The sequence below is a fragment of the Microvirga terrestris genome, from assembly GCF_015694425.1.
Lineage (GTDB): Bacteria > Pseudomonadota > Alphaproteobacteria > Rhizobiales > Beijerinckiaceae > Microvirga > Microvirga terrestris.
Map to the genome: position 1 here is coordinate 1 of NZ_JADQDN010000017.1, position 21,990 is coordinate 21,990.

General features: G+C 59.6%; 25 protein-coding genes. 11 read left to right on the top strand and 14 right to left on the bottom strand.

Going from position 1 to position 21,990, the window contains the following annotated elements; genetic code table 11:
- From I2H36_RS18975 to rplM, 3 genes are all read right to left on the bottom strand, one after another.
- Positions 1-2,099, bottom strand: a 2,099-nt coding sequence (locus I2H36_RS18975) for a calcium-binding protein (RefSeq protein WP_196265471.1), incomplete at its 3' end; no start/stop codon positions are given.
- A 301-nt stretch (positions 2,100-2,400) separates the two neighbouring features.
- The gene (gene rpsI / locus I2H36_RS18980) at positions 2,401-2,877 is read right to left on the bottom strand and encodes a 30S ribosomal protein S9 (RefSeq protein ID WP_196265472.1); all 477 of its coding nucleotides are present in this window, start codon (positions 2,875-2,877) and stop codon (positions 2,401-2,403) included.
- Between the two features lie 2 nt (positions 2,878-2,879).
- Complete coding sequence (rplM, locus tag I2H36_RS18985) at positions 2,880-3,344, bottom strand: 50S ribosomal protein L13 (protein WP_196265473.1); 465 nt, start codon at positions 3,342-3,344, stop codon at positions 2,880-2,882.
- A 294-nt stretch (positions 3,345-3,638) separates the two neighbouring features.
- Between rplM and I2H36_RS18990 the strand changes: the two genes are divergently transcribed.
- Positions 3,639-4,265: a glutathione S-transferase family protein gene (locus I2H36_RS18990; RefSeq protein WP_196265474.1), complete on the top strand. Its 627-nt coding sequence runs from the start codon at positions 3,639-3,641 to the stop codon at positions 4,263-4,265.
- Positions 4,266-4,280: 15 nt separating this feature from the next.
- Here I2H36_RS18990 and I2H36_RS18995 read toward each other — a convergent pair whose 3' ends face one another.
- A complete protein-coding gene (locus tag I2H36_RS18995; protein WP_196265475.1) occupies positions 4,281-4,718 on the bottom strand; it encodes a PaaI family thioesterase in 438 nt (145 codons plus the stop codon).
- Between the two features lie 51 nt (positions 4,719-4,769).
- On the opposite strand from I2H36_RS18995, the gene I2H36_RS19000 reads away from it, so the two are divergent.
- The 3 genes from I2H36_RS19000 (at position 4,770) to I2H36_RS19010 (ending at position 7,273) form a co-directional block, all read left to right on the top strand.
- Entirely contained in the window at positions 4,770-5,294 is a 525-nt protein-coding gene (locus I2H36_RS19000; protein ID WP_246718916.1) for a CoA-binding protein, read from the top strand.
- 138 nt (positions 5,295-5,432) lie between these two features.
- Positions 5,433-5,849, top strand: coding sequence for a VOC family protein (locus I2H36_RS19005; protein WP_196265477.1), 417 nt, complete (start codon positions 5,433-5,435; stop codon positions 5,847-5,849).
- A gap of 140 nt (positions 5,850-5,989) precedes the next feature.
- Positions 5,990-7,273, top strand: coding sequence for an O-acetylhomoserine aminocarboxypropyltransferase (locus I2H36_RS19010; RefSeq protein ID WP_196265478.1), 1,284 nt, complete (start codon positions 5,990-5,992; stop codon positions 7,271-7,273).
- A 75-nt stretch (positions 7,274-7,348) separates the two neighbouring features.
- Here I2H36_RS19010 and I2H36_RS19015 read toward each other — a convergent pair whose 3' ends face one another.
- Entirely contained in the window at positions 7,349-8,023 is a 675-nt protein-coding gene (locus I2H36_RS19015) for a ParA family protein (protein WP_196265479.1), read from the bottom strand.
- A gap of 480 nt (positions 8,024-8,503) precedes the next feature.
- On the opposite strand from I2H36_RS19015, the gene I2H36_RS19020 reads away from it, so the two are divergent.
- Positions 8,504-8,911, top strand: coding sequence for a DUF1236 domain-containing protein (locus tag I2H36_RS19020; protein ID WP_196265480.1), 408 nt, complete (start codon positions 8,504-8,506; stop codon positions 8,909-8,911).
- 54 nt (positions 8,912-8,965) lie between these two features.
- Here I2H36_RS19020 and I2H36_RS19025 read toward each other — a convergent pair whose 3' ends face one another.
- A complete protein-coding gene (locus I2H36_RS19025; protein ID WP_196265481.1) occupies positions 8,966-10,030 on the bottom strand; it encodes a COX15/CtaA family protein in 1,065 nt (354 codons plus the stop codon).
- Between the two features lie 131 nt (positions 10,031-10,161).
- Between I2H36_RS19025 and I2H36_RS19030 the strand changes: the two genes are divergently transcribed.
- On the top strand, positions 10,162-10,371 hold the full coding sequence (locus tag I2H36_RS19030) for a DUF2842 domain-containing protein (RefSeq protein WP_196265482.1): 210 nt from the start codon (positions 10,162-10,164) through the stop codon (positions 10,369-10,371).
- A gap of 3 nt (positions 10,372-10,374) precedes the next feature.
- On the opposite strand, the gene I2H36_RS19035 is transcribed toward I2H36_RS19030, so the two are convergent.
- The 4 genes from I2H36_RS19035 to I2H36_RS19050 form a co-directional block, all read right to left on the bottom strand.
- Positions 10,375-10,569 carry a hypothetical protein gene (locus tag I2H36_RS19035; protein ID WP_196265483.1) on the bottom strand — a complete coding sequence of 65 codons (195 nt, stop codon included), beginning with the start codon at positions 10,567-10,569 and terminating at the stop codon, positions 10,375-10,377.
- Positions 10,570-10,673: 104 nt separating this feature from the next.
- Complete coding sequence (locus I2H36_RS19040; RefSeq protein ID WP_196265484.1) at positions 10,674-11,039, bottom strand: hypothetical protein; 366 nt, start codon at positions 11,037-11,039, stop codon at positions 10,674-10,676.
- 164 nt (positions 11,040-11,203) lie between these two features.
- Positions 11,204-12,247, bottom strand: a complete 1,044-nt coding sequence (locus I2H36_RS19045) for a response regulator (RefSeq protein ID WP_196265485.1) — start codon at positions 12,245-12,247, stop codon at positions 11,204-11,206.
- Between the two features lie 12 nt (positions 12,248-12,259).
- The gene (locus tag I2H36_RS19050) at positions 12,260-13,711 is read right to left on the bottom strand and encodes a sensor histidine kinase (RefSeq protein ID WP_196265486.1); all 1,452 of its coding nucleotides are present in this window, start codon (positions 13,709-13,711) and stop codon (positions 12,260-12,262) included.
- On the opposite strand from I2H36_RS19050, the gene I2H36_RS19055 reads away from it, so the two are divergent.
- Positions 13,697-14,212 carry a hypothetical protein gene (locus tag I2H36_RS19055; protein ID WP_196265487.1) on the top strand — a complete coding sequence of 172 codons (516 nt, stop codon included), beginning with the start codon at positions 13,697-13,699 and terminating at the stop codon, positions 14,210-14,212. The two genes, I2H36_RS19050 and I2H36_RS19055, sit on opposite strands and share 15 nt — an antisense overlap.
- A gap of 194 nt (positions 14,213-14,406) precedes the next feature.
- Here the strand turns inward: I2H36_RS19055 and I2H36_RS19060 are convergent, their stop codons facing one another.
- Entirely contained in the window at positions 14,407-14,913 is a 507-nt protein-coding gene (locus tag I2H36_RS19060; protein WP_196265488.1) for a putative pterin-binding protein, read from the bottom strand.
- A 391-nt stretch (positions 14,914-15,304) separates the two neighbouring features.
- On the opposite strand from I2H36_RS19060, the gene I2H36_RS19065 reads away from it, so the two are divergent.
- Together I2H36_RS19065 and I2H36_RS19070 are read left to right on the top strand one after the other, a co-directional pair.
- Positions 15,305-15,715, top strand: coding sequence for a BA14K family protein (locus tag I2H36_RS19065; RefSeq protein WP_343234481.1), 411 nt, complete (start codon positions 15,305-15,307; stop codon positions 15,713-15,715).
- Positions 15,716-15,901: 186 nt separating this feature from the next.
- Positions 15,902-16,177, top strand: a complete 276-nt coding sequence (locus tag I2H36_RS19070) for a hypothetical protein (RefSeq protein ID WP_196265489.1) — start codon at positions 15,902-15,904, stop codon at positions 16,175-16,177.
- A gap of 25 nt (positions 16,178-16,202) precedes the next feature.
- Here I2H36_RS19070 and I2H36_RS19075 read toward each other — a convergent pair whose 3' ends face one another.
- Both I2H36_RS19075 and I2H36_RS19080 read right to left on the bottom strand, forming a co-directional pair.
- Complete coding sequence (locus tag I2H36_RS19075) at positions 16,203-17,189, bottom strand: L,D-transpeptidase family protein (protein ID WP_196265490.1); 987 nt, start codon at positions 17,187-17,189, stop codon at positions 16,203-16,205.
- Between the two features lie 61 nt (positions 17,190-17,250).
- On the bottom strand, positions 17,251-17,994 hold the full coding sequence (locus I2H36_RS19080) for an extensin-like domain-containing protein (protein ID WP_196265491.1): 744 nt from the start codon (positions 17,992-17,994) through the stop codon (positions 17,251-17,253).
- A 151-nt stretch (positions 17,995-18,145) separates the two neighbouring features.
- On the opposite strand from I2H36_RS19080, the gene I2H36_RS19085 reads away from it, so the two are divergent.
- Positions 18,146-18,655 (top strand): hypothetical protein, encoded by a 510-nt coding sequence (locus I2H36_RS19085; RefSeq protein WP_196265492.1) that lies wholly within the window; start codon positions 18,146-18,148, stop codon positions 18,653-18,655.
- A 176-nt stretch (positions 18,656-18,831) separates the two neighbouring features.
- Positions 18,832-21,108 carry a CDC48 family AAA ATPase gene (locus I2H36_RS19090; RefSeq protein ID WP_196265493.1) on the top strand — a complete coding sequence of 759 codons (2,277 nt, stop codon included), beginning with the start codon at positions 18,832-18,834 and terminating at the stop codon, positions 21,106-21,108.
- 99 nt (positions 21,109-21,207) lie between these two features.
- Here I2H36_RS19090 and I2H36_RS19095 read toward each other — a convergent pair whose 3' ends face one another.
- The gene (locus I2H36_RS19095) at positions 21,208-21,648 is read right to left on the bottom strand and encodes a hypothetical protein (protein WP_196265494.1); all 441 of its coding nucleotides are present in this window, start codon (positions 21,646-21,648) and stop codon (positions 21,208-21,210) included.
- Between the last annotated feature and the right edge of the window lie 342 nt (positions 21,649-21,990).

A 21,990-nucleotide genomic window follows, 5' to 3' on the forward strand; every position in this document is an offset into this window, starting at 1 on the left:
ACGTTCTCGATGCCGTCATAGGTGTCGCCGGCGGCCTCGCCGGTGTTCAGGTGCGGCTGGGCCAGATGCACCGTCACGCCGGCGCCGTCGACGCTGTAGGCCGCCGTGTCGAGACCCGCCCCGCCGATCAGGTGATCCCCGCCGACCCCGCCATACAGGGTGTCGTCGCCGGCGCCGCCGTCGATCCGGTCCCCGCCGCCAAGCCCGATGAGCACATCGTTGCCGTCGCCGGCCAGCAGACCGTTCGAGCCGTTGTCGCCGGCGAGAACGTCGTTGAACTTCGAACCGATGATGCCCTCAATCGAGGCATAGACATCGCCCTTTGCCTCACCCTCATTCAGGTCCGCATGCAGCAGTTTCGCGATCACGCCGGAGGTGGCGTTCTGATAATCGGCAAAGTCGCTGCCCTCGCCGCCGACAAGCCGGTCGCTGCCTCCACCGCCCTCCAGGATATCGTGACCGGCTCCGCCCTCCAGGACATTCTGCATAGCATCGCCGACGAGGCGGTCGTCATAGGCCGAGCCGGTCAGTCCCTCGATGTCGCTGTAGGTGTCCCCAAGAGCCTCGCCGGTATTTTGCGCGGCATCCGAAAGGTTTGCGACGACGCCCTGCGATGACCGCTCGTAACTGGCATAATCTTTACCAGCTCCACCCTCCAGCGTGTCGTGACCAGCACCGCCGGCCAAAACATTGTCTGCAGTATCGCCGATCAACCGGTCATTGAAACTCGAACCAAGAACCGATTCAATCGAGCTATATCTATCTCCGACAGCTGCACCGGTATTTTGCGCGGCATCCGAAAGGTTTGCGACGACGCCCTGCAATGACTTTTCGTAACTGGCATAGTCTTTACCAGTTCCACCCTCAAGGTAGTCCCCTCCAAGTCCCCCCTCCAAGAAGTCGTTGCCGCTTCCGCCGATGAGGATGTCGGTTCCTGCCCCTCCCGTGAGAGTATCACTTTCGGCTCCCCCTACGAGAACGCCATCGCCGGAGAGCGCGTCTCGATTCAAAGTTCCGACGTGAATTGCAAACGAAAACTTTTCGTTTTCCGAACTCAGTTGTGTTACACCAGCCTTGGGAGCGACACGATCCTTATCGTCACCAAGGTGCCTCCACGCGTCCAGGATCGAATCCGTCAGCCAATCGGCCGCCCGTTCTATCCTGCTAGGCTGGCCGTTGTTGGCACCACTAAGATCCGTTTCAATCCGGGTGCGGGTTGTATGGGTTTGGACCCCATTTTCAGGGTGTGTAATTGTCCGGGTTTCTTCGATATCAGTAACGTACCCTCTACTAAACCAGTTATCCGTTCTTGTTGACGTGCGCTGAATCTCGACTACAGAACCATTGTCCAGGTGCTTGACGGATGTAAAACTTCCAGCACTAGCATCATAATGACTCCGATATTCTAAGTTCCCATTCTCATCGTATCTTTCTATGAGTTTCGAGTCATTGTCGTAAAGGATTTCAACATTTTTTCCCTCCCCAGTAATAAAATCAACGGTTCTCGTTGAATCTGGTCCCCGAGTGAGTTGAATCCAATGTCTGTCGTCTTTATCGCGGTAAAGACGTTCCCATGTTCCATCGGTTCGCTCAATATTTGCACTGATTAGATTACCTTGTTCATTGTTCACAAAGGTAGCCGTTGCGTATCGATCCTCCAGGTGAGTTGTCGTCTCCTTTGAAATGGCATTGTACGTGATAAACTGAGAGCTCCCATCTCGAAATTCGGTGAGACATGACCAACCAGACGGAGTTTCCATCTTTGTCGTTTTCGCACCATTGCTATAAATCGTCGTAGTCGTGATTACGTTGGGAGTGCTGCTATTGCCGACGGTTTCAGCGTTAGTAACGCTGGATACGACCACAGCCGTGACGGGGATCGAACTCCCCTCGCCGCTCGATGCGCCACCATTCAGACTTGGCGCCCGATCACCTGGAGCACCGCCTGAGGGGGCACCACCGACAACGACAGAGGTGCCATTCTGGCTGCTCGTTCCAGGGGTAACAACCGAACCGCCATTGCCGATGTAGCAATATGAGATGGCCTTGCCTTTGGATTCCCACCAATCAAGCCATGCGCTGAGTGAGTCCTGTGCCATGTTCGCCCCCAATCTAATCGGCCTAAAGCCGAGATTGGGGCATTCCGTGCAAATTTTTCGCCTAAAGATAACTCTCGGGATATGTAGGATTTAGAGTTTATTTACGGCCTAAGTCCCTCATATATAAATGAAAAGTTTTATCTTCCCATACGGATCGCAACCCGTAGTACGCAGTCTCGCAGCGGCAGATTACGATAGGTCCGGGTCAATTACGCCGAGCGGACTTCGAGTGCACCTTGTCCCGAACGCAAAAAGGGCGGCCCGAGAGCCGCCCTTTCCGAAATGTCTGCTTGAATAAGCCTTAGCGCTTCGAGAACTGGAAGCTGCGGCGGGCTTTCTTCTTGCCGTACTTCTTACGCTCGACGACGCGCGGATCGCGGGTCAGGAAGCCTTCCTTCTTGAGCGGGCCGCGAAGCTCCGGCTCGTAGTAGGTCAGCGCCTTGGCGAGGCCGTGACGGACCGCGCCGGCCTGGCCGGAGAGACCGCCACCGTCAACGTTGACGGTGATGTCGTACTGGCCTTCGCGCTGGGCGATCTGAAGCGGCTGCGCCAGGATCATGCGGAGCACGGGACGGGCGAAATAGACCTCGGCCGTGCGGCCGTTGATCACGATCTTGCCGGAGCCGGGCTTGATCCACACGCGGGCAACCGCGTCCTTGCGCTTGCCGGTGGCGTAGGCGCGGCCGAGCGAGTCGAGCTTCTGGACGTGCTTCGGAGCTTCCGGAGCAGCGGCCTCAGCATTGGTGCCGAGATCGGCGAGAGACTGGAGGGTCGCCATGATTATGCTCTCACGTTCTTGCTGTTGAGGGCACCAACATCCAGCGTTTCCGGCTGCTGAGCCGTATGCGGATGCTCAGCGCCCTTGTAGACGCGCAGGTTGCCCATGATCTGACGGAAGAGCGGGCCGCGGGGGAGCATGCGCTCCACAGCCTTCTCGACCACGCGCTCAGGGAAGCGGCCGTCGAGAATGAACTTCGCGGTGCGCTCCTTGATGCCGCCGGGATAACCGGTGTGGTGGTAATACACCTTCTGCTCGCGCTTGCGGCCGGTGAACACCACCTTATCGGCGTTGATGACGATAACATTGTCGCCGCAGTCGACGTGGGGCGTGTAGCTGGGCTTATGCTTACCGCGCAGGCGCATAGCCACGACCGAAGCGAGACGGCCCACAACGAGGCCCTTCGCGTCGATCACAACCCACTTCTTCTCGACATCGGCGGGCTTCAGCGAAGTCGTAGTCTTCATTGCGCTGTTTCCCATTCGAGCCAATGGCTCAGGTTCTAAAAACGACAAACCGCCGCGAGATGCGGCGGCGAGTGACAGGTGTTTAATTTCTCCAGAAGGAGAAGTCAAACAAAAACAGACACGTCTTATCGCGATGAAAATCTATATATTGCAATAGCTTAATTATATGTGGTATTGAGCGACCACATACAAGGTATTATGACACCACACATTCGTGCCTTTAATTCAACGTAGGCTATGCGTGGCCGTAAGTCTGGGGCACAATCGGACCAAAGCGATAACGAGGGGCTGTCCATGGCTAGCGAACTGATCTTCTTCACAAATCCTATGTCGCGCGGCCGCATTGTGCGGTGGATGTTGGAGGAAACCGGCTGTTCCTACCGGACGGAGATTCTGGACTTCGGACCGGACATGAAGGCTCCCGGTTATCGGTCCATCAACCCGATGGGCAAGGTACCGGCCATCCTCCACGAAGGGACGGTCGTGACCGAGGCGGCAGCGATCTGCGCCTATCTGGCCGATGCCTTCCCCAATGCCAAGCTGGCGCCGCCTCCGGGAGATCCCCGCCGGGGCACCTATTACCGCTGGATGTTCTTTGCCGCCGGTCCGCTCGAGGCGGCCGTGAGCAACAAGTCCCTCGGCTTCGAGGTGCCGGCAGACCGGCAGCGCATGGTCGGCTACGGCTCTATCGAGGATGTGCTGACCGCTTTGGAATATGCTGTGTCCCAGTCGGAATACATCGCAGGCGACCAGTTCAGCGCCGCCGATGTCTATGTGGGCTCGCAGATCGGCTGGGGCATAATGTTCGGAACCCTGGAGAAGCGGCCCGCCCTTGAGGCGTACTGGAACCGTATCGCCAATCGCCCGGCCGCTCTGAAGGCCCGCGAGAAGGATGATGCGCTCCTGCCACCGAAAGCTTGAGCGAGCCTCTGACCGTCAGCGGCGGTCCGGGATCGAATAGGTCCCGGTCGCATGGCAGACCACGTCCGGGCTGCCTTCTGAATAGATGGAGACGTCGCCCACTGCCAGCCGCTTGCCGAGCTTCAGGAGGCGGCAGTTGGCGATGAGGTCCCGCTGCTCGGGCTTCCTCAGGAAGTTGAAGTTCAGGCTCGTGGTGACGGCAAGCGCCACCGGGCCGATATGGGCCAGAATCGCCACGTAGAGGGCGAGATCGGCCAGGGCCATCATGGCCGGTCCCGAGATCGTTCCTCCGGGGCGGATGTGGCGCTCGTGATAGGCCATCCGCATCCTGGCCGAGAGAGGCCCGACCTCATCCACGAAATAGGTTTGTCCGCCCAGGTGAATCTGCGGGAACTCCCGGTCGAGAAAGGACGCGAGTTCGTCTCGGGTCATGATGGGATGGTGCGATGCCATGAATCTGCGATGCTCATTGAACTGCCCTGCCCTATCCCATACGGTCCCTTCATGAATCACGACAATTATCCGAACGATTACATCCGCGGCATCCTCAACAGCGTGAAGACCATCGCGCTGGTCGGGGCCTCGCAGAACCCGGCCCGTCCGAGCTGGATCGTCACCAAGTATCTGCTGGAGCGAGGCTACGACGTGATCCCGATCAATCCGGGGCTCGCCGGCACGGAGCTCCTGGGCAAGATGGTCTACGCGTCCCTGAAGGATGTGCCGGTCCCGATCGACATGGTCGAGGTCTTCCGCAACTCGGAAGCCGCCGGGCCCATTACGGAAGAGGCGCTGGCGCTCGATCCGTTGCCGAAGGTCATCTGGATGCAACTCTCCGTCCGCAACGACGAGGCGGCTGCCAAAGCGGAGGCGAAGGGCCTGCAGGTGGTCATGGACCGCTGCCCCAAGATCGAGTTCGGCCGCCTCTCCGGCGAGATCTCCTGGCAGGGCGTCAACTCGCGGATGATCAGCGCGAAGAAGCCGGTTCTATCGGGAAAAGGCTTCCAGAAACTCAGCCTCAACCGGCCTTAATGGCGCGCGCCGTTCCCAGAACCCGTGGAAGGGGCTGATGATCCAGGATCAAGACCAATAAACGCGAAACACCCCAAGCGCCTCCAGATAGGTTACTATACCTCGTGAAACCGAGATACCCTTCAGGAGGCGCAGAGGATGAAGATCCAAGCCGTTCATCATGTCGCGATCGCAACGCGGGACCTTGAACGGTCCCTCGCCTTCTACAGCGGTGTCCTCGGTCTAGTGCCTGCGCCGCGGCCCGCTTTCCCGGTGAGCGGCGCTTGGCTCGACATGGGCTCGACGCAGGTCCATCTCGTGGTTCACCCCGAGGCCACCTTCCGGACCAACTCTGACATCGACAACAACGACTGTCACTTCGCCCTGCGGGTTGAGGATTTCGATGCCGCACTTGATCACTTGAACCGGCACGGCTACGTCGAAAATGCTCCCGAAGAGAGCGGGAGGAAACTCCTGGTGAAGCGCCATGGGCCCGCTGGTTTCCCTCAGGTCTATCTGCTGGACCCGGATGGGCATGTCGTAGAGATCAACGCGAGCAGCTCATCAGAGCGATAGCTCCACTCCTTTGGTCCGCTCGCCGGGGAGGACATGCAGAGGCTCTCGAAGACCCTCCTTGATTGAAGAACGCCTTGACGGAAGAACAATACGTTCTTTAAATAGAACGCATTCATGTCTTACAGGAACAGGCTCCGACCATGACCGACCGTCTGCCAGGCTTCAACACGCTCGCCATCCATGCCGGAGCGGCTCCTGATGCTGCGACCGGTGCTAGGGCGACGCCGATCTACCAGACGACCTCCTTCGTCTTCGACGACGTCGATCACGCCGCCTCGCTCTTCGGGCTTCAGGCCTTCGGCAACATATATTCCCGTATCGGCAACCCGACCTGCGCGGTCCTCGAGGAGCGTGTTGCCGCGCTGGAAGGCGGCACGGCGGCTCTGGCGGTTGCTTCGGGCCACGCAGCCGAGTTCCTGACCTTCCACACCCTGCTCCAGCCCGGCGACGAGTTCGTAGCGGCCCGCAAGCTCTATGGCGGCTCGATCAACCAGTTCAACCACGCCTACAAGAACTTCGGCTGGAACGTGGTCTGGGCCGATTCGGACGATCCGTCCTCCTTCGAGGCAGCCATCACCCCGAAGACCAAGGCGATTTTCGTCGAGTCCATCGCCAATCCGGGCGGCGTGATCGTGGACCTCAAGGCCATTGCGGCTATCGCCAAGAAGCACCGTATCCCGTTCATCGTCGACAACACGATGGCCTCGCCCTACCTGATCCGCCCGTTCGAGCATGGGGCCGACATCATTGTGCACTCGGCCACCAAGTTCCTCGGCGGCCACGGCAACTCCGTGGGTGGCCTCATCGTGGATGGCGGAACGTTTAACTTCGCCGGCGATGACCGCTACCCGATGCTCTCCAAGCCGCGTCCGGAATATGGCGGCATGGTGCTGGGCGAGACTTTCGGCAATTTCGGCTTCGCCATCGCCTGCCGCGTGCTCGGCCTGCGCGACCTTGGCCCGGCGCTCTCGCCGTTCAACGCCTTCCTGATCCTCAACGGAATCGAGACCCTGCCGCTGCGTATGCAGCGCCACTCGGACAATGCGCTGACGGTCGCCGAGCATCTGGCAAACCACAGCAAGATCTCCTGGGTGAGCTATCCCGGCCTTCGCTCGGACCGCTACCACAACCTTGCCAAGCAGTATTGCCCCAAGGGGGCCGGCGCGGTGTTCACGTTCGGGCTCAAGGGTGGCTACGAGGCGGGAGTGAAATTGGTGTCGAACCTCAAGCTGTTCTCGCACTTGGCCAATATCGGCGACACCCGCTCCCTGGTGATCCACCCGGCCTCCACCACGCACCGCCAGCTCACCGACGAGCAGAAAACCCAGGCTGGCGCAGGTCCCGAGGTGGTGCGCCTGTCCATCGGCCTCGAAGATACTCAGGACTTGATCGAGGACCTCGATCAGGCATTGGACGCCGCATAAGCGCCGATGAATCGAAGTGAGACCAACAAAAAGGGCGGCTCAGTGCCGCCCTTTTTCATGCCGTGAAGCTTAGGCCTACGCAGCGCGGGACGAGCCCGCCTTCTTGTAGGTATTGTGAATGGCGTTCAGAGAGCGTTCGAGTGCCGTCCAGAGACGACCAATTTCGTCCGCACCCTGCGAGTTTGCATCATATTCCCGCGCACCCTCGCCTGTTGAGAGGGAGAGCGTCAGCTCCGGCCGATGCGTGATCTGGCCGGCCCAAACGGGGACCTGGAGCGCATTCAGGGCTCCGCGTGCGTCGGCCACGACGGCCGCCTCACTGTCCGAGTGTTTGGCCGGCGCGGCGTTGATCACGGCCGCGTATGGCTTGCGATGCTCGCGGGCAATCGCAACCGTGTCCTGAAGGGCTGCGATGTCGAACAGGCTCGCCCGGGTCGGAATGATCACGAGGGTTGCCTGCTTGATCGCTTCTGCCACGATGGAAGACTTGTTCGGGGGCGTATCGACGAGGACCCACTCATAGCCCTCGCGCTTGGCGTTCCGGATGGCATCCGCAATGTTGCGAACGTTGTGCCTGAGGCCAAGGTATTCCTGGTTCCGAATCTTGTGCCACAAGGACAGAGACCCCTGCGGGTCGTTGTCGATGAGCAATGTGCGGCGTGACGGGTTGGCGATATAACTCGCGAGATGAGCAGCGAGCGTGCTCTTACCCGAGCCGCCTTTTCGCGAAGCAAAGACCAGCACGTTCATGCCTGACTCCTTATCAGCCTGTTCCTGCAGCACTACGCTTGAGGGTTAAGCCTATCTTAATATTGTTCACCTGTAGCAGAGCAAGACCTGATTTCCTAATTTCAGCCGTGTTCCCACTGCGATTTTTATCGTTCACGGGCCAAAGCTGCTTAGATTGCTGCTGAGAGGCCGAAAAAGCCAAGTTTATGGAGCCTCTCAACCTCATGCGGCACAATCTGGCTTTGAGCACGCCCGTTTCAGTTCAGCATAAACGGCTTGACCACAGAGCGAGGGCAAGGCTCCTGCAAGGAGAGGCAAGTCTTAGAACCCTCACTTCTATCGTGCGAGCTAGGCTTCGAAGTTATGCGCAATCGCCAGGGCAGCCGCACAAGAAGCCGGTGCAGTTTATTCACAATTCGTATTTCACGCAGCTTACAGGGTTCGGAACCACCCCTCTGCTTGGCCGTTAAGCTCCAGACTTCACCATTTAGGAGCTGACACATGTCGAAGAAGATCTTGTTTGCAGGCGCTGTTCTTGTGGCTCTTGCCCCGGTCGGCGCTTTTGCTCAGTCGGGCGGCGCAGCGGCTGGTGCGACCACCGGTGCAGTGGGCGGCGCCATTGTCGGCGGTCCGGTTGGCGCAGCCATCGGCGGCGTGACGGGCGCGATCGTAGGCGGCCTTGCCGACCAGCAGCAGCCGCAGTTCCGCCAGTACGTGGTGACCCAGGGCGTTCCGTCCTACCGTTATCAGGAAGAGGTCCGCGTCGGTGCGACTCTCCCGGCTTCCGGCGTGCAGTACTATGAAGTTCCGCAGCAGTACGGCGTCACCAATTACCGCTACACGGTTGTGAACGACACCCCGGTTCTGGTCGAGCCCGGCACCCGCCGCATCGTCCAGGTCATCCGCTAATCTCTGACGTGGTTGAAAGAAAAGGGCGGCCGAAAGGCCGCCCTTTTCTTGGTTTTAGCGGACGCTGGCCCGAGCATGAACCACGGCCATGGCCAGAACGGCCATGGCGAAGACCTGATGGGCAAGGCCAGCCCAGAGCGGTACCACAAGCAGCAGGGTCACGATGCCTAGCACCATCTGGGCAAGGGTCAGACCGGCCATGACAGTGGCCCGGCCGGCTGTCTTCGAGCCCGGGGCTGTCCGCCATAAGGCCCAGGCATGCCACAGGGCAAAGGCCACGATGGCATAGGCGACCAAGCGGTGGTTGAACTGAACCAGCACGACATTGTCGACGAAGTTCTCGATCCAGGGCGAGACCGAGAACAGAGCCGACCCTGGCGGGACAAAGGTGCCATCCATTAAGGGCCAGGTGTTGTAGGTCAATCCCGCCTTCGAGCCGGCGACAAGGCCACCGAGGGCGATCTGGAACAGGATCAGCCCCATGAGAATGCGCGGCGCATAACCTGTGGGCACCTCTAAAGCAGCGGGGCGCTCCCTCAGGCCTTCCGCCACCCAGACGAGGCAAGCCAGGATGACACTGGCGACCGTCAGATGCAGCGCAAGCTTGATGGGGGCCACAGCCGTCATGCCGGGTTCAAGGCCCGAGGCCACCATGATCCAACCGATGGCGCCTTGCAGCCCGCCCAGAGCCCCGATGCCGAGGAGGGTCAAGGCAAGCCTGCCCTTGATAACACCCCTTGCCCAGAACCAGACCAGCGGCAGGAAGAACACGAGGCCGATGAGGCGACCGAGCTGCCTGTGTCCCCATTCCCAGCCATAGATGAATTTGAACTCGGACAGGGTCATGCCCTTGTTCACGAGTTCGTATTGCGAGATCTGCTTATATTTCTCGAACTCGACCAGCCAAGCCTGCTCGGTCAGCGGCGGTATGGCGCCGGTGACCGGCCGCCATTCGGTGATCGAGAGACCGGAACCGGTCAGGCGCGTGGCGCCGCCGATGGCGACCATCAGCACCACCAGGGCCGCAAGGGTGTAGATCCAGGCACGGACTGCGGACAGAGACCGGGTTTGGGGCACGCGCGCCAGCGGCATACCCTCGGTTGAGGCTGCGACAGCCATGCTTACTCTCATCATCGATTAGGGCTTGAACCCAGGATATGGACGTCACATAGAGGCTAGGCCTCCTGGAGGCAATTCATGCCGGTGACGCACCGTCGGGATGAGATTTCACGAAGTTGAGGGTTTCGGCCATGGGTACGCGCGCGCGCAAGCTGATCGGGACAGTTGTGATGCTGGCCTTCATTTTCTTCTATGCGCTCTTCGCCATGGCGGTTGCCGAGGGCCGGATCTCCGAGGCACCGAGGCTCATCCAGACCCTGGCCTATGTCGTCCTCGGTCTCATCTGGATTGTCCCGCTCATGCCGCTCATTCGCTGGATGGCAAAGCCGGACAAGCTCTGAGGCTCAAGCGCCACCAATTCCTTCGATGATCGTGCCGGTGCCGCCGCAGGTCTGGCACGCCGCCGCACCGATGCGACCGCTGCTTTTGCATTCCGGGCACACATTCTCGCCCGCACCGGGAGTGCCCGGTTCAGCCTGATCGCCGGGATTCAGCTTCGTCTGATCGGAGCCGGCCTGATCCTTCGGTGTGCTGGTCATGGCAAATCTCGCATGGTTCTCATGCGATCAACGCGGCAGCAAAACCCCGGTTCTCCGCCGTTCATAAGAAAAGGCCCGCTCAGAGGCGGGCCTGATCGCATAGATTAGTTGCACACCCTGCGGCTGCGGTGCTCCCAGCCCCAGCCGGGAACCCATTCCCGGTAGCGCTCGGTTGTGCACTGCTCCACATAGACCCGCTCCCGGACCGGACGCTCGTAGTAGACCGGAGCCGGGCGCTCCTCCACATAGACCGGTGGCGGCGGGGGCGGAGCCCGATAGACGATGGGCGGCTGAGGCTGAGCCACAGCGGCGCCAACGGCAGCACCTACGGCGAGACCGCCAAGAGCGCCGATAGCCACGGCGGCACCCGGCGACAGGCGATCGCGCGCTGCAGCCGGTTCGGCCACAGCAAGGCCGGAGACCAGCGCCAGAGCAGCGGCCGTGCCGGAAACAAGACGGAAGATCCTCATGATCAACACCCCGACAGAAGGGAGGCCCCATGTCTCCCTCTTCATGCCATGAGATATACTGTTCGAAATCTCTCTGAAAGCTGAACAGATTGTGGCAAAGCTTGGGTTCTGGCCAATCTTGACGGGATGGTGAGCAAGCTCTTAACGAGGCCGCAGCTACCGATTCAGTCTGCCGCGGTCCGCAGCGGCACGGAGAGAAGCACGCGCACCAGATCCGCCTGCCGGTTCGTATCCGTTTTGCGGAACAGATTCTTGAGATGGAAGACGACGGTGGTCTGAGCCACCTCGAGCTCCTCGGCGATTTGGTCGAGACGCTTGCCGTCGATCAGCATCAGCGCGACCCGTGTTTCGGATGGCGTCAGGTTGTACAGGCGAACCAGCGTGTCGCCGGAAACCTTGGCGCGCTGCTCCGTGTCGATGACGAGCAGCACCACAGCCTCGGGACGCTCCTCAGGGGAGAAGCGTTGGCCGGGAATTAATACGAGGTAGGGCCGTCCGCCCGAGAGGCGCGGGAAGGAGATGATCTCGTCGAGCGTTTCCTCCTCGAAGGCTTTCTCGATCGCTGAATAGAGCTTGTTGTTCTGCTTGGCGACAGAGCCTTTCAGGATGCCCTGCGATGCACCCAGGCCATCCTCTTCAGCGAGAATGCGCTGAGCCTCCTTGTTCATAACCCGGACCGCTCCGGTCTCGTCGACGATCACGACGCCCACAAGAAAACGGTCGAAAGCGAAAGTGGCCTTGTAGAGGGCTTCCACAGTACGCCCCTGAGAGGCCTTGAGGACCTCTTGCCAGGATTCCTCGGCCCGATGAACGGCACTCGTCTGCACCCGCGCAACCTGATCGAGACGGGCGGCGACAGTCGCGAGCAGAATCTCGTAGTCGATGGGCTTGACCAAGTAATCGTCCGCTCCGGCCTGCTTGCCAATCAGGACATCGTTGCGCTCCGCCAGCGCCGTGAGGAAGATGAAGGGCACGTCCACCATGTTCCCCTGCTCACGCAGGGCCTTGAGCACATCATAGCCGCCGAGACCCGGCATGGTAATGTCACAGAGGACAAGATCCGGACGATGCTTCTCGAGAAGCGCCAGTGCTTCGCTGCCATTGGCTGCTTGAAGGACGCGATAATTGGCGGCTTCGAGTTCCTCAGCGATATCGCTCCGGAGGTCGTTTTCGTCTTCAACGCAGAGAATTGTTTTTTGTATTGTCATGATGGTGGTCACTTATGCAGCCTGCTGTGCTTGATCAGCATTGGCGATCGGTAGGTCAAAGGTGAACAGGGAGCCTGCCGCCTCGTAGCTCTCAACCTGGATCTCGCCTCCATGGAGGTGCATGATCCGCTGAGCGAAGTTCAAGCCGATACCGGTACCGGCGATACCAGAAGCCGTGCTGGCGCGATAGAAACGTTCAAAGATCTTCGGCAATTCGCCTGCGGGAATTCCGATGCCCCAATCGCGAACGGAACAATACGCCCGCGAGCCGTCCATCCAAATCTTGATTTCGACGACGGGCGAGGTTCCGGAATACTTGATGGCGTTGGACAGAAGATTCACCACGACCTGCTCGATGAGCATGCCGTCGCAATAGACCCGAACAGGGACATCCGGCACATCGAAGCGGATATCGGCTTGATCGCTGACCTCCCGCTGCCGCTCGCAGATGTCCATGACCAGATCGACAAGGTTGTAGGATGCCGGATTGAGCTCGATCGTCCCGGCATCGAGCTTAGCTGCATTCAGAACGCTATCCACAAGGCGCGTCAGCCTAGTGCCCGCATTGCGGATCTTCTGCACACGGGTCACGAGCTCGTCTTGGGTCAAGGCCGAGCCGCGACGCAGGATACGCTGCGCGCTCGAGTCCAGGATCGCAAGCGGTGTCCGGAACTGGTGAGACACCATCGACACGAAGCTGCGATAGGCATTCGTCGTCTCGCGCTCGCGTTCCAGCGCCGATTCGAGGGCCTTCGCGACATGCTTGTAACCGCTGATATCAGTCAAACGCACAAAGATCGTCGCCCCATCGGCCTTTGTGAGGGAAAGCCGGTGCCAAGTATCCTTCTTCACCAGAAGATCGTATTCGATTTCCTCAAAGGGAGCCTGAGCGCTCACGAGGCGCATATCGGCTCCCTCGCACATGGCGAAGCATCTCAGGAACACGGGCAGGCTCATGTCCTCGTTGCACCACAGGGACACGGGAGCGGCGGCCCAGATCTGCTCGTTGGCGAAGAGAAGTTTTCCCGTCCAGTCGAACGCCGCGAAACCTTCAGAGGCAGAATTGATGGCTGCGATCAGCCGGCGTTCAGCTTGTCGCAATGCCGCAGTCCTCTGGAGAACCTTGATCTCAAGATCGAAGTTCTGCCGCTCCGCCTGCTTGCGCGCAAGCCACTGCTCCGTCACATCACGAATGAAGGCGATTCCTAGCTTTCGCTCCGCCATGTAGATTGGGAAGCTGTTGATCTCCAGGCAGCGCTCGTGGCCTTCCGATGTCGCGGACTCGTGCTCCAGGATGGAGCTGGCCCCCTCCGTAGCTCGAGTGAGAGCTTCCACGATCTCTGGCTTGCTGAACAGAGGGTCCAGCTTTTCCATCCGCTGGCCGATGGCCTGGTCTGGCTTGACGTTCAGCAAACCCACCATGCCTGGGTTCCACAGCAGGCAATGGAGGTGGCTATCAAACATAATGATGCCCTGGTTGCTGATGTTGTTGATCACCAGGTCGGACAATTCCTGTTCCTGCTTGAGCAGCTGTCTGGCCTGACTCGCCTCCTGAACGCCTTTGAAGAGGCGCACCAACAGGAAAGCGGCACTCAGAACAATCCCCATCAGAAATGCGACACCTTCGAAAACAACCTGCAAATAGGCAGACCGCTTCAAAGCTGCATGATCGTGGCTGAGCGAAACGATCCGATTGGCGGCATCCCTGAGCCTGTGTGCGAGCTGCATCATCTGCTCGCGAAGCAGCGCCGCAGCCTGGGCGTCGATCTGGTCCTGGAGGCGCGGCTCTGCCATCGTGAGCTGAAGGTAGATCTGCTTGAGGTCGCCGATGAGACCAAGGCTTTCCATCAGCTTGCCCTGGCGTCCCTCCAGCAAAACCGCCAGTCGGCTGATGAGGATATTGGTACGAAAGCCCGGCTGTTCCTCCGGCGTGCTCAAGTTCTCATTCGCGGTGACACGGGCTAAGACCTCCGCAAGGACGGCGGCCTCGAATTGAGTTTGAGTCACGTACCAAACGGAAGCAACGGTTCCATCATTTCGGAATTCATTTTCCATCTCGAGCAATCGTGCGACGGTAAAAGCTAAGCACACAACGAGGCTTGCAGTCGCGACAAGCGTGACGAGAGCAGTCTTATAATGATGCAAGTTGAACCGCATGACTACTCGACATGAAGCTTATTGAGCTGCCAGACCCAACGGGCATCGTACCTGGAATCCTGCAAAACTTTGTGGAGATCTCTCGGATAAGCGATCCACAACGGTCCCTTATCGCGGATCGTCAGCATACGGCCTTCCACCTTCGTGGCAATAATCGGCTCGAATTTGAGATCCTCAGTGGGAATGACCGCAACATAGTCATTCAAGGCCGACGCTCTCAGGCTTTTGCCCTGAGCACCCACCCTTTCCAGCAGCGCCCGAAGAGGAACGCCTTCGAAAAGTTGAGGTACCTCGGACAACTCCCATCTTGTCGAGAAGGATGCTTTGCCAAGGGCTTCCAGCATTGCCATGTCGAATAGCGCTACACCGCCGCCGTTGGTCTGCTCGATCTTTCCGGAAACAGTCAGCACCACTGGCCCTTTGGGCATTGGCAAGGGTTCCGCTGCATGACAGAGGCCACTCACGCTCAGAGCTGCTGTAAAGAATATACTCCCGATCAAAAGACGCATGCATTACCGTTCTGCGACAGATTATAATAGAACGATAACATCTTGTCCGATTTTGCCCAAAAAATCCAGCACGCCGGGGGAGAAAAGATTTCAAGATTGACGCTAATGCAGAGCGCCTTGCCATCGACAAAGCGGATGATTTGCCCGCTAATCTCGCAACAATTGGCAGGCTTATTATTATCTACAATAATATATACGCAATTTATCTGCAATAATTCACAGAAATATTCTAATATCTATTTGTGCCATGGCTCCGAATTTCTCAAGGATACTATCCTCAGAAAGTCCGCCTTTTGTTCGTTCTCGCTGATGTTTGCAAGCTTGGCCTCAGGGATTATACTGCGTCATGATCAATGCCGGTTCGCTGTCGGCAACCGGCTTAGAGGAGACAATGATGCGAAAGTTCGTGACGGCTTTGGTTGCAGTGGCCGTGTTAGCCCCTGTCCTACCGGCCAGCGCCGCTCCCATTCAGGCCCGTTCCCTACCGCAACTTGAGCAAGATTACCCGAACGAGAGCTATGCCCAATACTATCGGCGCGGCTACCGCCCCTACTACCGTGACCGGTATTATTATCGCCGCGACAATGGCGCTGCCGTTGCGGCGGGTGTCGCCGGCCTTGCTGCCGGAGCCCTGATCGCGGGTGCGATCGCAAGCCAAGCTCAGCCGGCCGCTCCTCAGCCTCCCGGTGTCGTCGATCCGCAGGTTGCGGCCTATTGCGCCCGCAAGTATCGCTCCTACGACCCCGGAACTGGGACGTTCCTCGCCTCAAATGGGATGCGGTACGTCTGCACATATCCGTAATTCTTTGCAGGCGCTCCACCCTCAAGCCCTGCGGCAGATGCGCTGCCGCAGGGCTTTTCATTGAGTAGGTCGTCTGCCCACTCCCGATCAGCCTTTACCTCGCAAGGGGACGCCTTAAAACAACACGCACTGCTGTAAGGCCGGCAATGCGCCCAACAATGAAACGGAAGGCTCAGGGACAGCTCGATGACTCAAGATTCTGACAACGGCGGAACCGTCATTCCTCCCACCGAGGCCGCCATCCTGACCTCCGGCAACATGACGGATCTCGAGTTGATCCTTCCGGATATGGGCGAAAGCGACCTGCCGGAGATCGCGATCTTTCTCGTGGCCTGCGCCATGCGCTTCCACAGCGACCCGAACTTCGTCCAGGAGCAGATGGAGTGGCTGGTCCAAGCCCATGACGCGGAAGTGGACGAAGGCATGAAACCGGACCAGCTGAACTCCGCCAACGACGACTGATTCTTCTGCACGTCGGGAAGCCAAGCTAATCGATAAACTCCACCGGAGTGCCCTTCTCGACCATCCGGGCCAGTTCCTGCACATCCCAGTTCGTCAGCCGCACGCATCCTTGGGAATAGGCCTTGCCGACCTTCTCCGGTTCAGGCGTACCGTGGATGCCGAAGGATTCAACGGACAGGTCGATCCAGGTGCTGCCGACAGGGTTGTTGGGTCCTGGCTTGACCTCGAACTTCTCCTTCGCCTTCACGCCCTTGAAGGCATAATCCGGGTTGTAGGTATAATTCGGGTTCGGTGCGACAGCCCGGACCCTGTGGGTGCCGCTGGGTGCTGGCTTCTCCTCGCTACCGATGGACGCTGGATAAACTGCCATGATAGCACCATCTTTGCCTAAGGCGCGCAGAACCTTCTCACTTTTGACAATCTGGATCTTGGCGACTTTCTCCTTCTTCCCGTGATCCGCCTTCGCGTTCACATTGGCCACGACGATGGCCGTACCGGCCTTGTCGAAAGGCTGGTCGGGATTCAGGGCCTTGAGCAGATCGACATCCATGTGGAACTTCTCAGCCAGAAGCTCCGCCGGGCTGGAATAGCCGAGCCGATCGAGCTTCGCCTGATCTTCCAACTTGTCCGGGATGTCGACGAAGGGGCCTTTTACATCCTCGTCCGTGATCGTGTAGTCGATCAGCACCGGCTCAGCTGAAGTTTCCGCCAGCTTTCTCCAAGCCTCCTCGTCGACCGCTCCGTCCGGCTTGAGCTCATGGGTCTTCTCGAAGATCTTGAGCGCGTTCTGAAGGTTCTCGCCGTTATGCCCGTCGATGACACCCGGCGAGAAGCGGGCCCGGTCGAGCAGGACCTGGGCCTTGATCAGAACCGGATCGATCTCCTTGCCCTTACCGCCCTTGGCCGTCCACTCGGCACCATTCACCGCTTCCGAATTGAGGCCCTGAGGCGCCGCCAGTGCAGGACCAAGGGAGCACAGGACGCCAAGAGCAGCATAGGCTGTCAACTTCATGAGAGACTCCACGACAATGTCATGAACGACAAAGCCCGGACCGCCTCCCTGTTCCCGTGATCTACTGGCAGATCCGATAGTCGCCTTTGCGCTCACGCAGATCGAGGTGAAGATGATCACCATGGTCTGCATCCGAGCCTGGCCCGAGCACTGTGTTGAAGATGGGACAGGCCGCCTTCTGGATCGCAGATTGAAAATTCGCTTCCGGGGAGCTCTCGGGTTGCGAGGCGATTGTCAGCGGCGGCCGCTTGGCAAATTCGAACCCCATGACATCGACCCCGTTGCCAAGAGCATGCTCACTGAGCTTGGCGCCATTGCGTTGGTCACGGCATTGGTAGGAGGTTCCAATCAGGAGCTTGGTCGGGGTGCTCTGGAACTGACGCTCAGCCTCAGGAGCGACCATCTCGCTCATCCACCGGGCAAGGCTCTCGGCCACCGGACAGGCCATGAGCGACGCGGGAGCAACCTCGATGCCATTGGCTAGAGCTGACAGGAGAACAGGGTTTCCGATGCTGCACCGGCCCTCCTGCACAGGAGGCCGCGTTTCAAAGCGCAATCCCAGCTTAGAGAGGCTTTCGAGACAGGCCGTGTGAGCGTTGTTATCCTCGGAGGCCTTCTTCTCGACAGGTGTCTCGGTCGCGGGCGGAGTTTCGGTCTGGGGTTCGGGATTGGTCGGCACTGGGCGGTCCGGACGCGGTGGCGGCAGCGGAGCTGTTGGCGTCTGGGCCCAGGCCGTCGACACCAGCATCAGCAGCAGAGCCATGTTGCCGCTTACCCGCCCTGCCCTGCGGCCCCGAAGTTTCATCACAACTCCAATCTCTTCGTCTCTCAGTCCTATAACCCTCATGCGCCAAGCTTAGGTTCCCGCTCAGCCTTCTGCGCGTCTTGCTCTGAAGCTGGAAAACACCAGAATCCAATGGAGGATTGGAGAGCCGACCATGAGGGCAATCCCAGGAATGGACACCGGTTCGGACAAGAGCCTGGCGCTGGTTTCTATGTTCAGCCATGAGCACGAAAGCTCTTGCACGAAGCGTGTCGCTGAACTCGAAGCTCGGATCGTCCGGCTGCAGGCGGAGCTTCACGAGGCCGAAAACGAACTGGAATACGAAAAGACACGCCTGCCCGCTCCTGGTGATTTCGTCCGCTGTCCTCTCACGAATTTCTTCGGACGAGTGACGAAGATTACCGCGCGGCCTCACGGGCGTCCCTGGATCGAGATTGTCCCTTATCTCGGCCCTGACCTGCCCGGCCATTCGACCATGGATCTCTTCGATAGCTGGGAACTAATAGACCCTCCCTCGAAGGAGACTGAGGCGCAGGGGAATGCAGAAGGCACTTTCAGGCTGCCGACCATTGCTCCCTTCATGGCTGTGAGCAAGCCTGCACTCAGCTCGGAGCTCGGAGAGGACGACATAGAAGTGTCGCTCCAAAGGCTCTGGACACCGGTCAGGGACGCCTCGTCGTAGTTCCGGCACCTGCCGATGAATCTGCAACAATTCCACGTATCTTGCGTTTGCCCTCCGGTTTCGCCTCCTGAAACGCCAGCGAAGCCCCGCCGCATGGCACTCGGAAGACCTGAACCCCGGCCTCTTCCCGCCTCTGCCATCGCATGAGCGACCACTCGAACGATGGGAAGACAGCCATGGCAGAGGATGGGCAGAATGTACGGCTCCAAGTCGCGAATGCCCGACCGGACGATTCCGGACGCGGTATCGCCCGGATGAGCCGACAAGCTCTGGCTGAGATCGGCGTTCAGGAAGGCCACGCCGTCGAGATCATCGGAAAGCGCCATACCACAGCCATTGCGGTCACGCCTTATGCGGAGGACGAGGGCCTCAACATCGTGCGTCTCGACGGCCTGCAGCGTGTGAACGCGGGCGTCGGCAGCGGCGATCATGTGGAGGTGAAGCGTGCCGATGTCCGCCCTGCCACCCGCGTCGTGCTCGCACCGGCGCAAAAGGGTCTGCGGCTTCAGGGTTCGGGCGATGCTCTGAAGCGCACCTTCCACCAGCGCCCGCTCACGGCAGGCGATGTGATCTCAACCTCGGTCTATTCGCAGCGTTCGACCGATCAGCGCCTGCCGGAGGAGTTGCGCGGGTTGCTCAACATCCCGGCCTATGGTCTGCAGGAGATCCGCCTCGTCGTCGTCACGACCCAGCCGCGCGGCATCGTGCACGTGACGGCGGAAACCGAGATCGAGCTCCGTCCGCAATTCGAGGAGCCGCGGGAGGCCCGCCGTGCCGATGTCACCTATGACGATATCGGCGGTCTCGGCACCACGGTCGATCAACTGCGCGAGATGGTGGAGTTGCCGCTTCGCCATCCCGAACTGTTCCAGCGCCTCGGCATCGACCCGCCGAAGGGCGTGCTGCTCTATGGACCGCCCGGCACCGGCAAGACCCGGCTGGCACGCGCCGTCGCCAACGAGACGGAGGCGCAGTTCTATCACATCGCCGGGCCCGAGATCATGGGCCGCCATTACGGCGAGTCGGAGCAACGCCTTCGCCAGGTTTTCCAAGAGGCGCAGAAGAATGTGCCGGCGATCATCTTCATCGACGAGATCGACAGCATCGCGCCCAAGCGGGAGGAAGTGACGGGCGAAGTCGAGCGGCGCATCGTGGCGCAGCTTCTCACTCTCATGGATGGGCTGGAGCCCCGGCAGAACATTGTGGTGATCGGCGCCACAAACCGACGCGAGGCCATCGACGAAGCCCTGCGCCGCCCGGGCCGGTTCGACCGCGAAATCGTCATCGGAGTGCCGGACGAGCCAGGCCGCCGTGAGATCCTCGGCATCCATACCCGCGGCATGCCCTTGGCCGAGGACGTGGACCTCGCCGAGGTGGCCCGCACCACGTACGGGTTCGTCGGGGCAGATCTGGCAGCGCTGTCCCGCGAAGCCGCCATGGACTCGCTCCGGCGGATCCTTCCCGGCATCAACCTGCGCGACGGTATTCCATCAAACGTGCTCGAGAGCCTGCAGGTGAACCGGCAGGATTTCATGAACGCCATGAAGCGCGTCCAGCCCTCCGCCCTGCGCGAAATCATGATCCAGGTGCCCAACGTCACCTGGGATGACATCGGCGGCGTGGAGGAGGCACGCACGCGCCTGCGTGAAGGCGTGGAGCTTCCCCTCAAGAGCCCGGAATCGTTCCGCCGCCTTGGGATTCGGCCCGCCAAAGGCTTCCTGCTCTTCGGCCCGCCAGGTACCGGCAAGACCCTGCTGGCGAAGGCCGTTGCGCGAGAGGCTCAGGCCAACTTCGTCGCCACGAAGTCCTCCGATCTCCTGTCGAAATGGTACGGCGAATCCGAGCAGCAGGTGTCGCGCCTTTTCGCCCGCGCCCGCCAGGTTGCCCCTACGGTCATCTTCATCGACGAGATCGATTCCCTTGCGCCCGTACGCGGCGGCGGACTGGGAGAGCCAGCCGTGACCGAGCGGGTGGTCAACACGATCCTGGCAGAAATGGACGGGCTCGAGGAGCTACAGGGTGTCGTTGTCATGGCAGCCACCAATCGGCCAAACCTGATCGATCCTGCCCTGCTCCGTCCAGGTCGCTTCGACGAACTGATCTATGTGCCGGTTCCCGACGCGAAGGGCCGCCGGCATATCCTTGGCATTCACACTAAGGCGATGCCGCTTGCGCCTGATGTCGACCTGGACAGTATCGCCGAACGGACTGATCGATACACGGGGGCCGATCTTGAGGACCTCACCCGCCGGGCCGGTCTTCTGGCCCTTCGGGTATCGCTTCAGGCGCAGAGCGTGACCATGGCGCATTTCGAACAGTCCCTACGCGAGACGCGCCCCTCCGTCACACCTGAGATGGAGCGGGAATATGAGCAACTGGTCGGCACCCTCAAGCAGACCGGGCCGCAGCGCCAAGCCATTGGCTTCCTGCCCCTCAGGCAGGCGGCTGAATAGCATCGTCGCTTGGACGAGTAGGCATATTGTTCTCGAGCAATCGATATGAAAAGGGCGTGGGCCCATCAGGTCCACGCCCTTTGTCAGCAAGAACGGATATTACTGTGCACAGGCGACGGGGATACGGGTCTTTGAACCGTAGTCGTAAACGGTCCGGCACGGCACGCCGTTTATGGTCCGGATCTCATGTGGGGCCGCATAGGGAAACGGCGAACCTGGGGTACCGGACACAGGCGCACCCATCATGGGCCCGACAGGGGTCGGAGCGATGCTGCCGGTGGCAGTGATGTCAGCACCGGGCATACCCATTGGGGATACGCTGACGATGCCTCTCGGAGTGGCGCAGGCGACGGGGATACGGGTCTTTGAGCCATAATCGTACATGGTCCGGCACGGCATGCCGTTGATCCAGGCGATCTCATGCGGAGCTGCATACGGGAAGGGAGAGTTTGGGGTTCCGGAAACCGGCTGCGCGACGGCAGTGCCAATCCCGGAAAGGGCCATCAGACCGGCGCCAGCAATGAGTGCGATCCTCGTCATAGAAGTCTCCTATGCTTGGGTTAGGCATGGCTTCTCGCCATAAGAACACAGGCTCAACGCGCTCAGTCCAATTGGTTTCCCACGCGTATTTTCAACCCACAGAGTTGTGATGCTGCCACCGCGAAAGGCCAAGCTTCTTTATAGCCAAGCTTAGAGACATTATCTTACAAGAACAATTACTGTCGCGATTGATCAAGTTCTGTCACAAAATTCATTATAGTCTGAAGTTTCTCTAAACTTGAGAAAATTCGATTCCGGTCGAATACAGAAAATGCACAGCTTGATTGCTACTTTCAGATCCGCGTTATCATGAGCGCTCTCGGCACTGACCGAACCGGTTGA

Coding starts and splice junctions, on each gene's coding strand:
- I2H36_RS19045 (WP_196265485.1), bottom strand. CDS start 12,247: ATGACAATACAAAAAACAATTCTCTGCGTTGAAGACGAAAACGACCTC.
- I2H36_RS19080 (WP_196265491.1), bottom strand. CDS start 17,994: ATGAAACTTCGGGGCCGCAGGGCAGGGCGGGTAAGCGGCAACATGGCT.
- I2H36_RS19035 (WP_196265483.1), bottom strand. CDS start 10,569: ATGACCAGCACACCGAAGGATCAGGCCGGCTCCGATCAGACGAAGCTG.
- I2H36_RS18995 (WP_196265475.1), bottom strand. CDS start 4,718: ATGGCATCGCACCATCCCATCATGACCCGAGACGAACTCGCGTCCTTT.
- I2H36_RS18990 (WP_196265474.1), top strand. CDS start 3,639: ATGGCTAGCGAACTGATCTTCTTCACAAATCCTATGTCGCGCGGCCGC.
- I2H36_RS19085 (WP_196265492.1), top strand. CDS start 18,146: ATGGACACCGGTTCGGACAAGAGCCTGGCGCTGGTTTCTATGTTCAGC.
- I2H36_RS19075 (WP_196265490.1), bottom strand. CDS start 17,189: ATGAAGTTGACAGCCTATGCTGCTCTTGGCGTCCTGTGCTCCCTTGGT.
- I2H36_RS19095 (WP_196265494.1), bottom strand. CDS start 21,648: ATGACGAGGATCGCACTCATTGCTGGCGCCGGTCTGATGGCCCTTTCC.
- I2H36_RS19065 (WP_343234481.1), top strand. CDS start 15,305: ATGATGCGAAAGTTCGTGACGGCTTTGGTTGCAGTGGCCGTGTTAGCC.
- I2H36_RS19020 (WP_196265480.1), top strand. CDS start 8,504: ATGTCGAAGAAGATCTTGTTTGCAGGCGCTGTTCTTGTGGCTCTTGCC.
- I2H36_RS19070 (WP_196265489.1), top strand. CDS start 15,902: ATGACTCAAGATTCTGACAACGGCGGAACCGTCATTCCTCCCACCGAG.
- I2H36_RS19090 (WP_196265493.1), top strand. CDS start 18,832: ATGGCAGAGGATGGGCAGAATGTACGGCTCCAAGTCGCGAATGCCCGA.
- I2H36_RS19015 (WP_196265479.1), bottom strand. CDS start 8,023: ATGAACGTGCTGGTCTTTGCTTCGCGAAAAGGCGGCTCGGGTAAGAGC.
- I2H36_RS19000 (WP_246718916.1), top strand. CDS start 4,770: ATGAATCACGACAATTATCCGAACGATTACATCCGCGGCATCCTCAAC.
- I2H36_RS19050 (WP_196265486.1), bottom strand. CDS start 13,711: ATGTTTGATAGCCACCTCCATTGCCTGCTGTGGAACCCAGGCATGGTG.
- I2H36_RS19060 (WP_196265488.1), bottom strand. CDS start 14,913: ATGCGTCTTTTGATCGGGAGTATATTCTTTACAGCAGCTCTGAGCGTG.
- I2H36_RS19030 (WP_196265482.1), top strand. CDS start 10,162: ATGGGTACGCGCGCGCGCAAGCTGATCGGGACAGTTGTGATGCTGGCC.
- I2H36_RS19040 (WP_196265484.1), bottom strand. CDS start 11,039: ATGAGGATCTTCCGTCTTGTTTCCGGCACGGCCGCTGCTCTGGCGCTG.
- I2H36_RS19005 (WP_196265477.1), top strand. CDS start 5,433: ATGAAGATCCAAGCCGTTCATCATGTCGCGATCGCAACGCGGGACCTT.
- I2H36_RS19025 (WP_196265481.1), bottom strand. CDS start 10,030: ATGGCTGTCGCAGCCTCAACCGAGGGTATGCCGCTGGCGCGCGTGCCC.
- rplM (WP_196265473.1), bottom strand. CDS start 3,344: ATGAAGACTACGACTTCGCTGAAGCCCGCCGATGTCGAGAAGAAGTGG.
- I2H36_RS19010 (WP_196265478.1), top strand. CDS start 5,990: ATGACCGACCGTCTGCCAGGCTTCAACACGCTCGCCATCCATGCCGGA.
- rpsI (WP_196265472.1), bottom strand. CDS start 2,877: ATGGCGACCCTCCAGTCTCTCGCCGATCTCGGCACCAATGCTGAGGCC.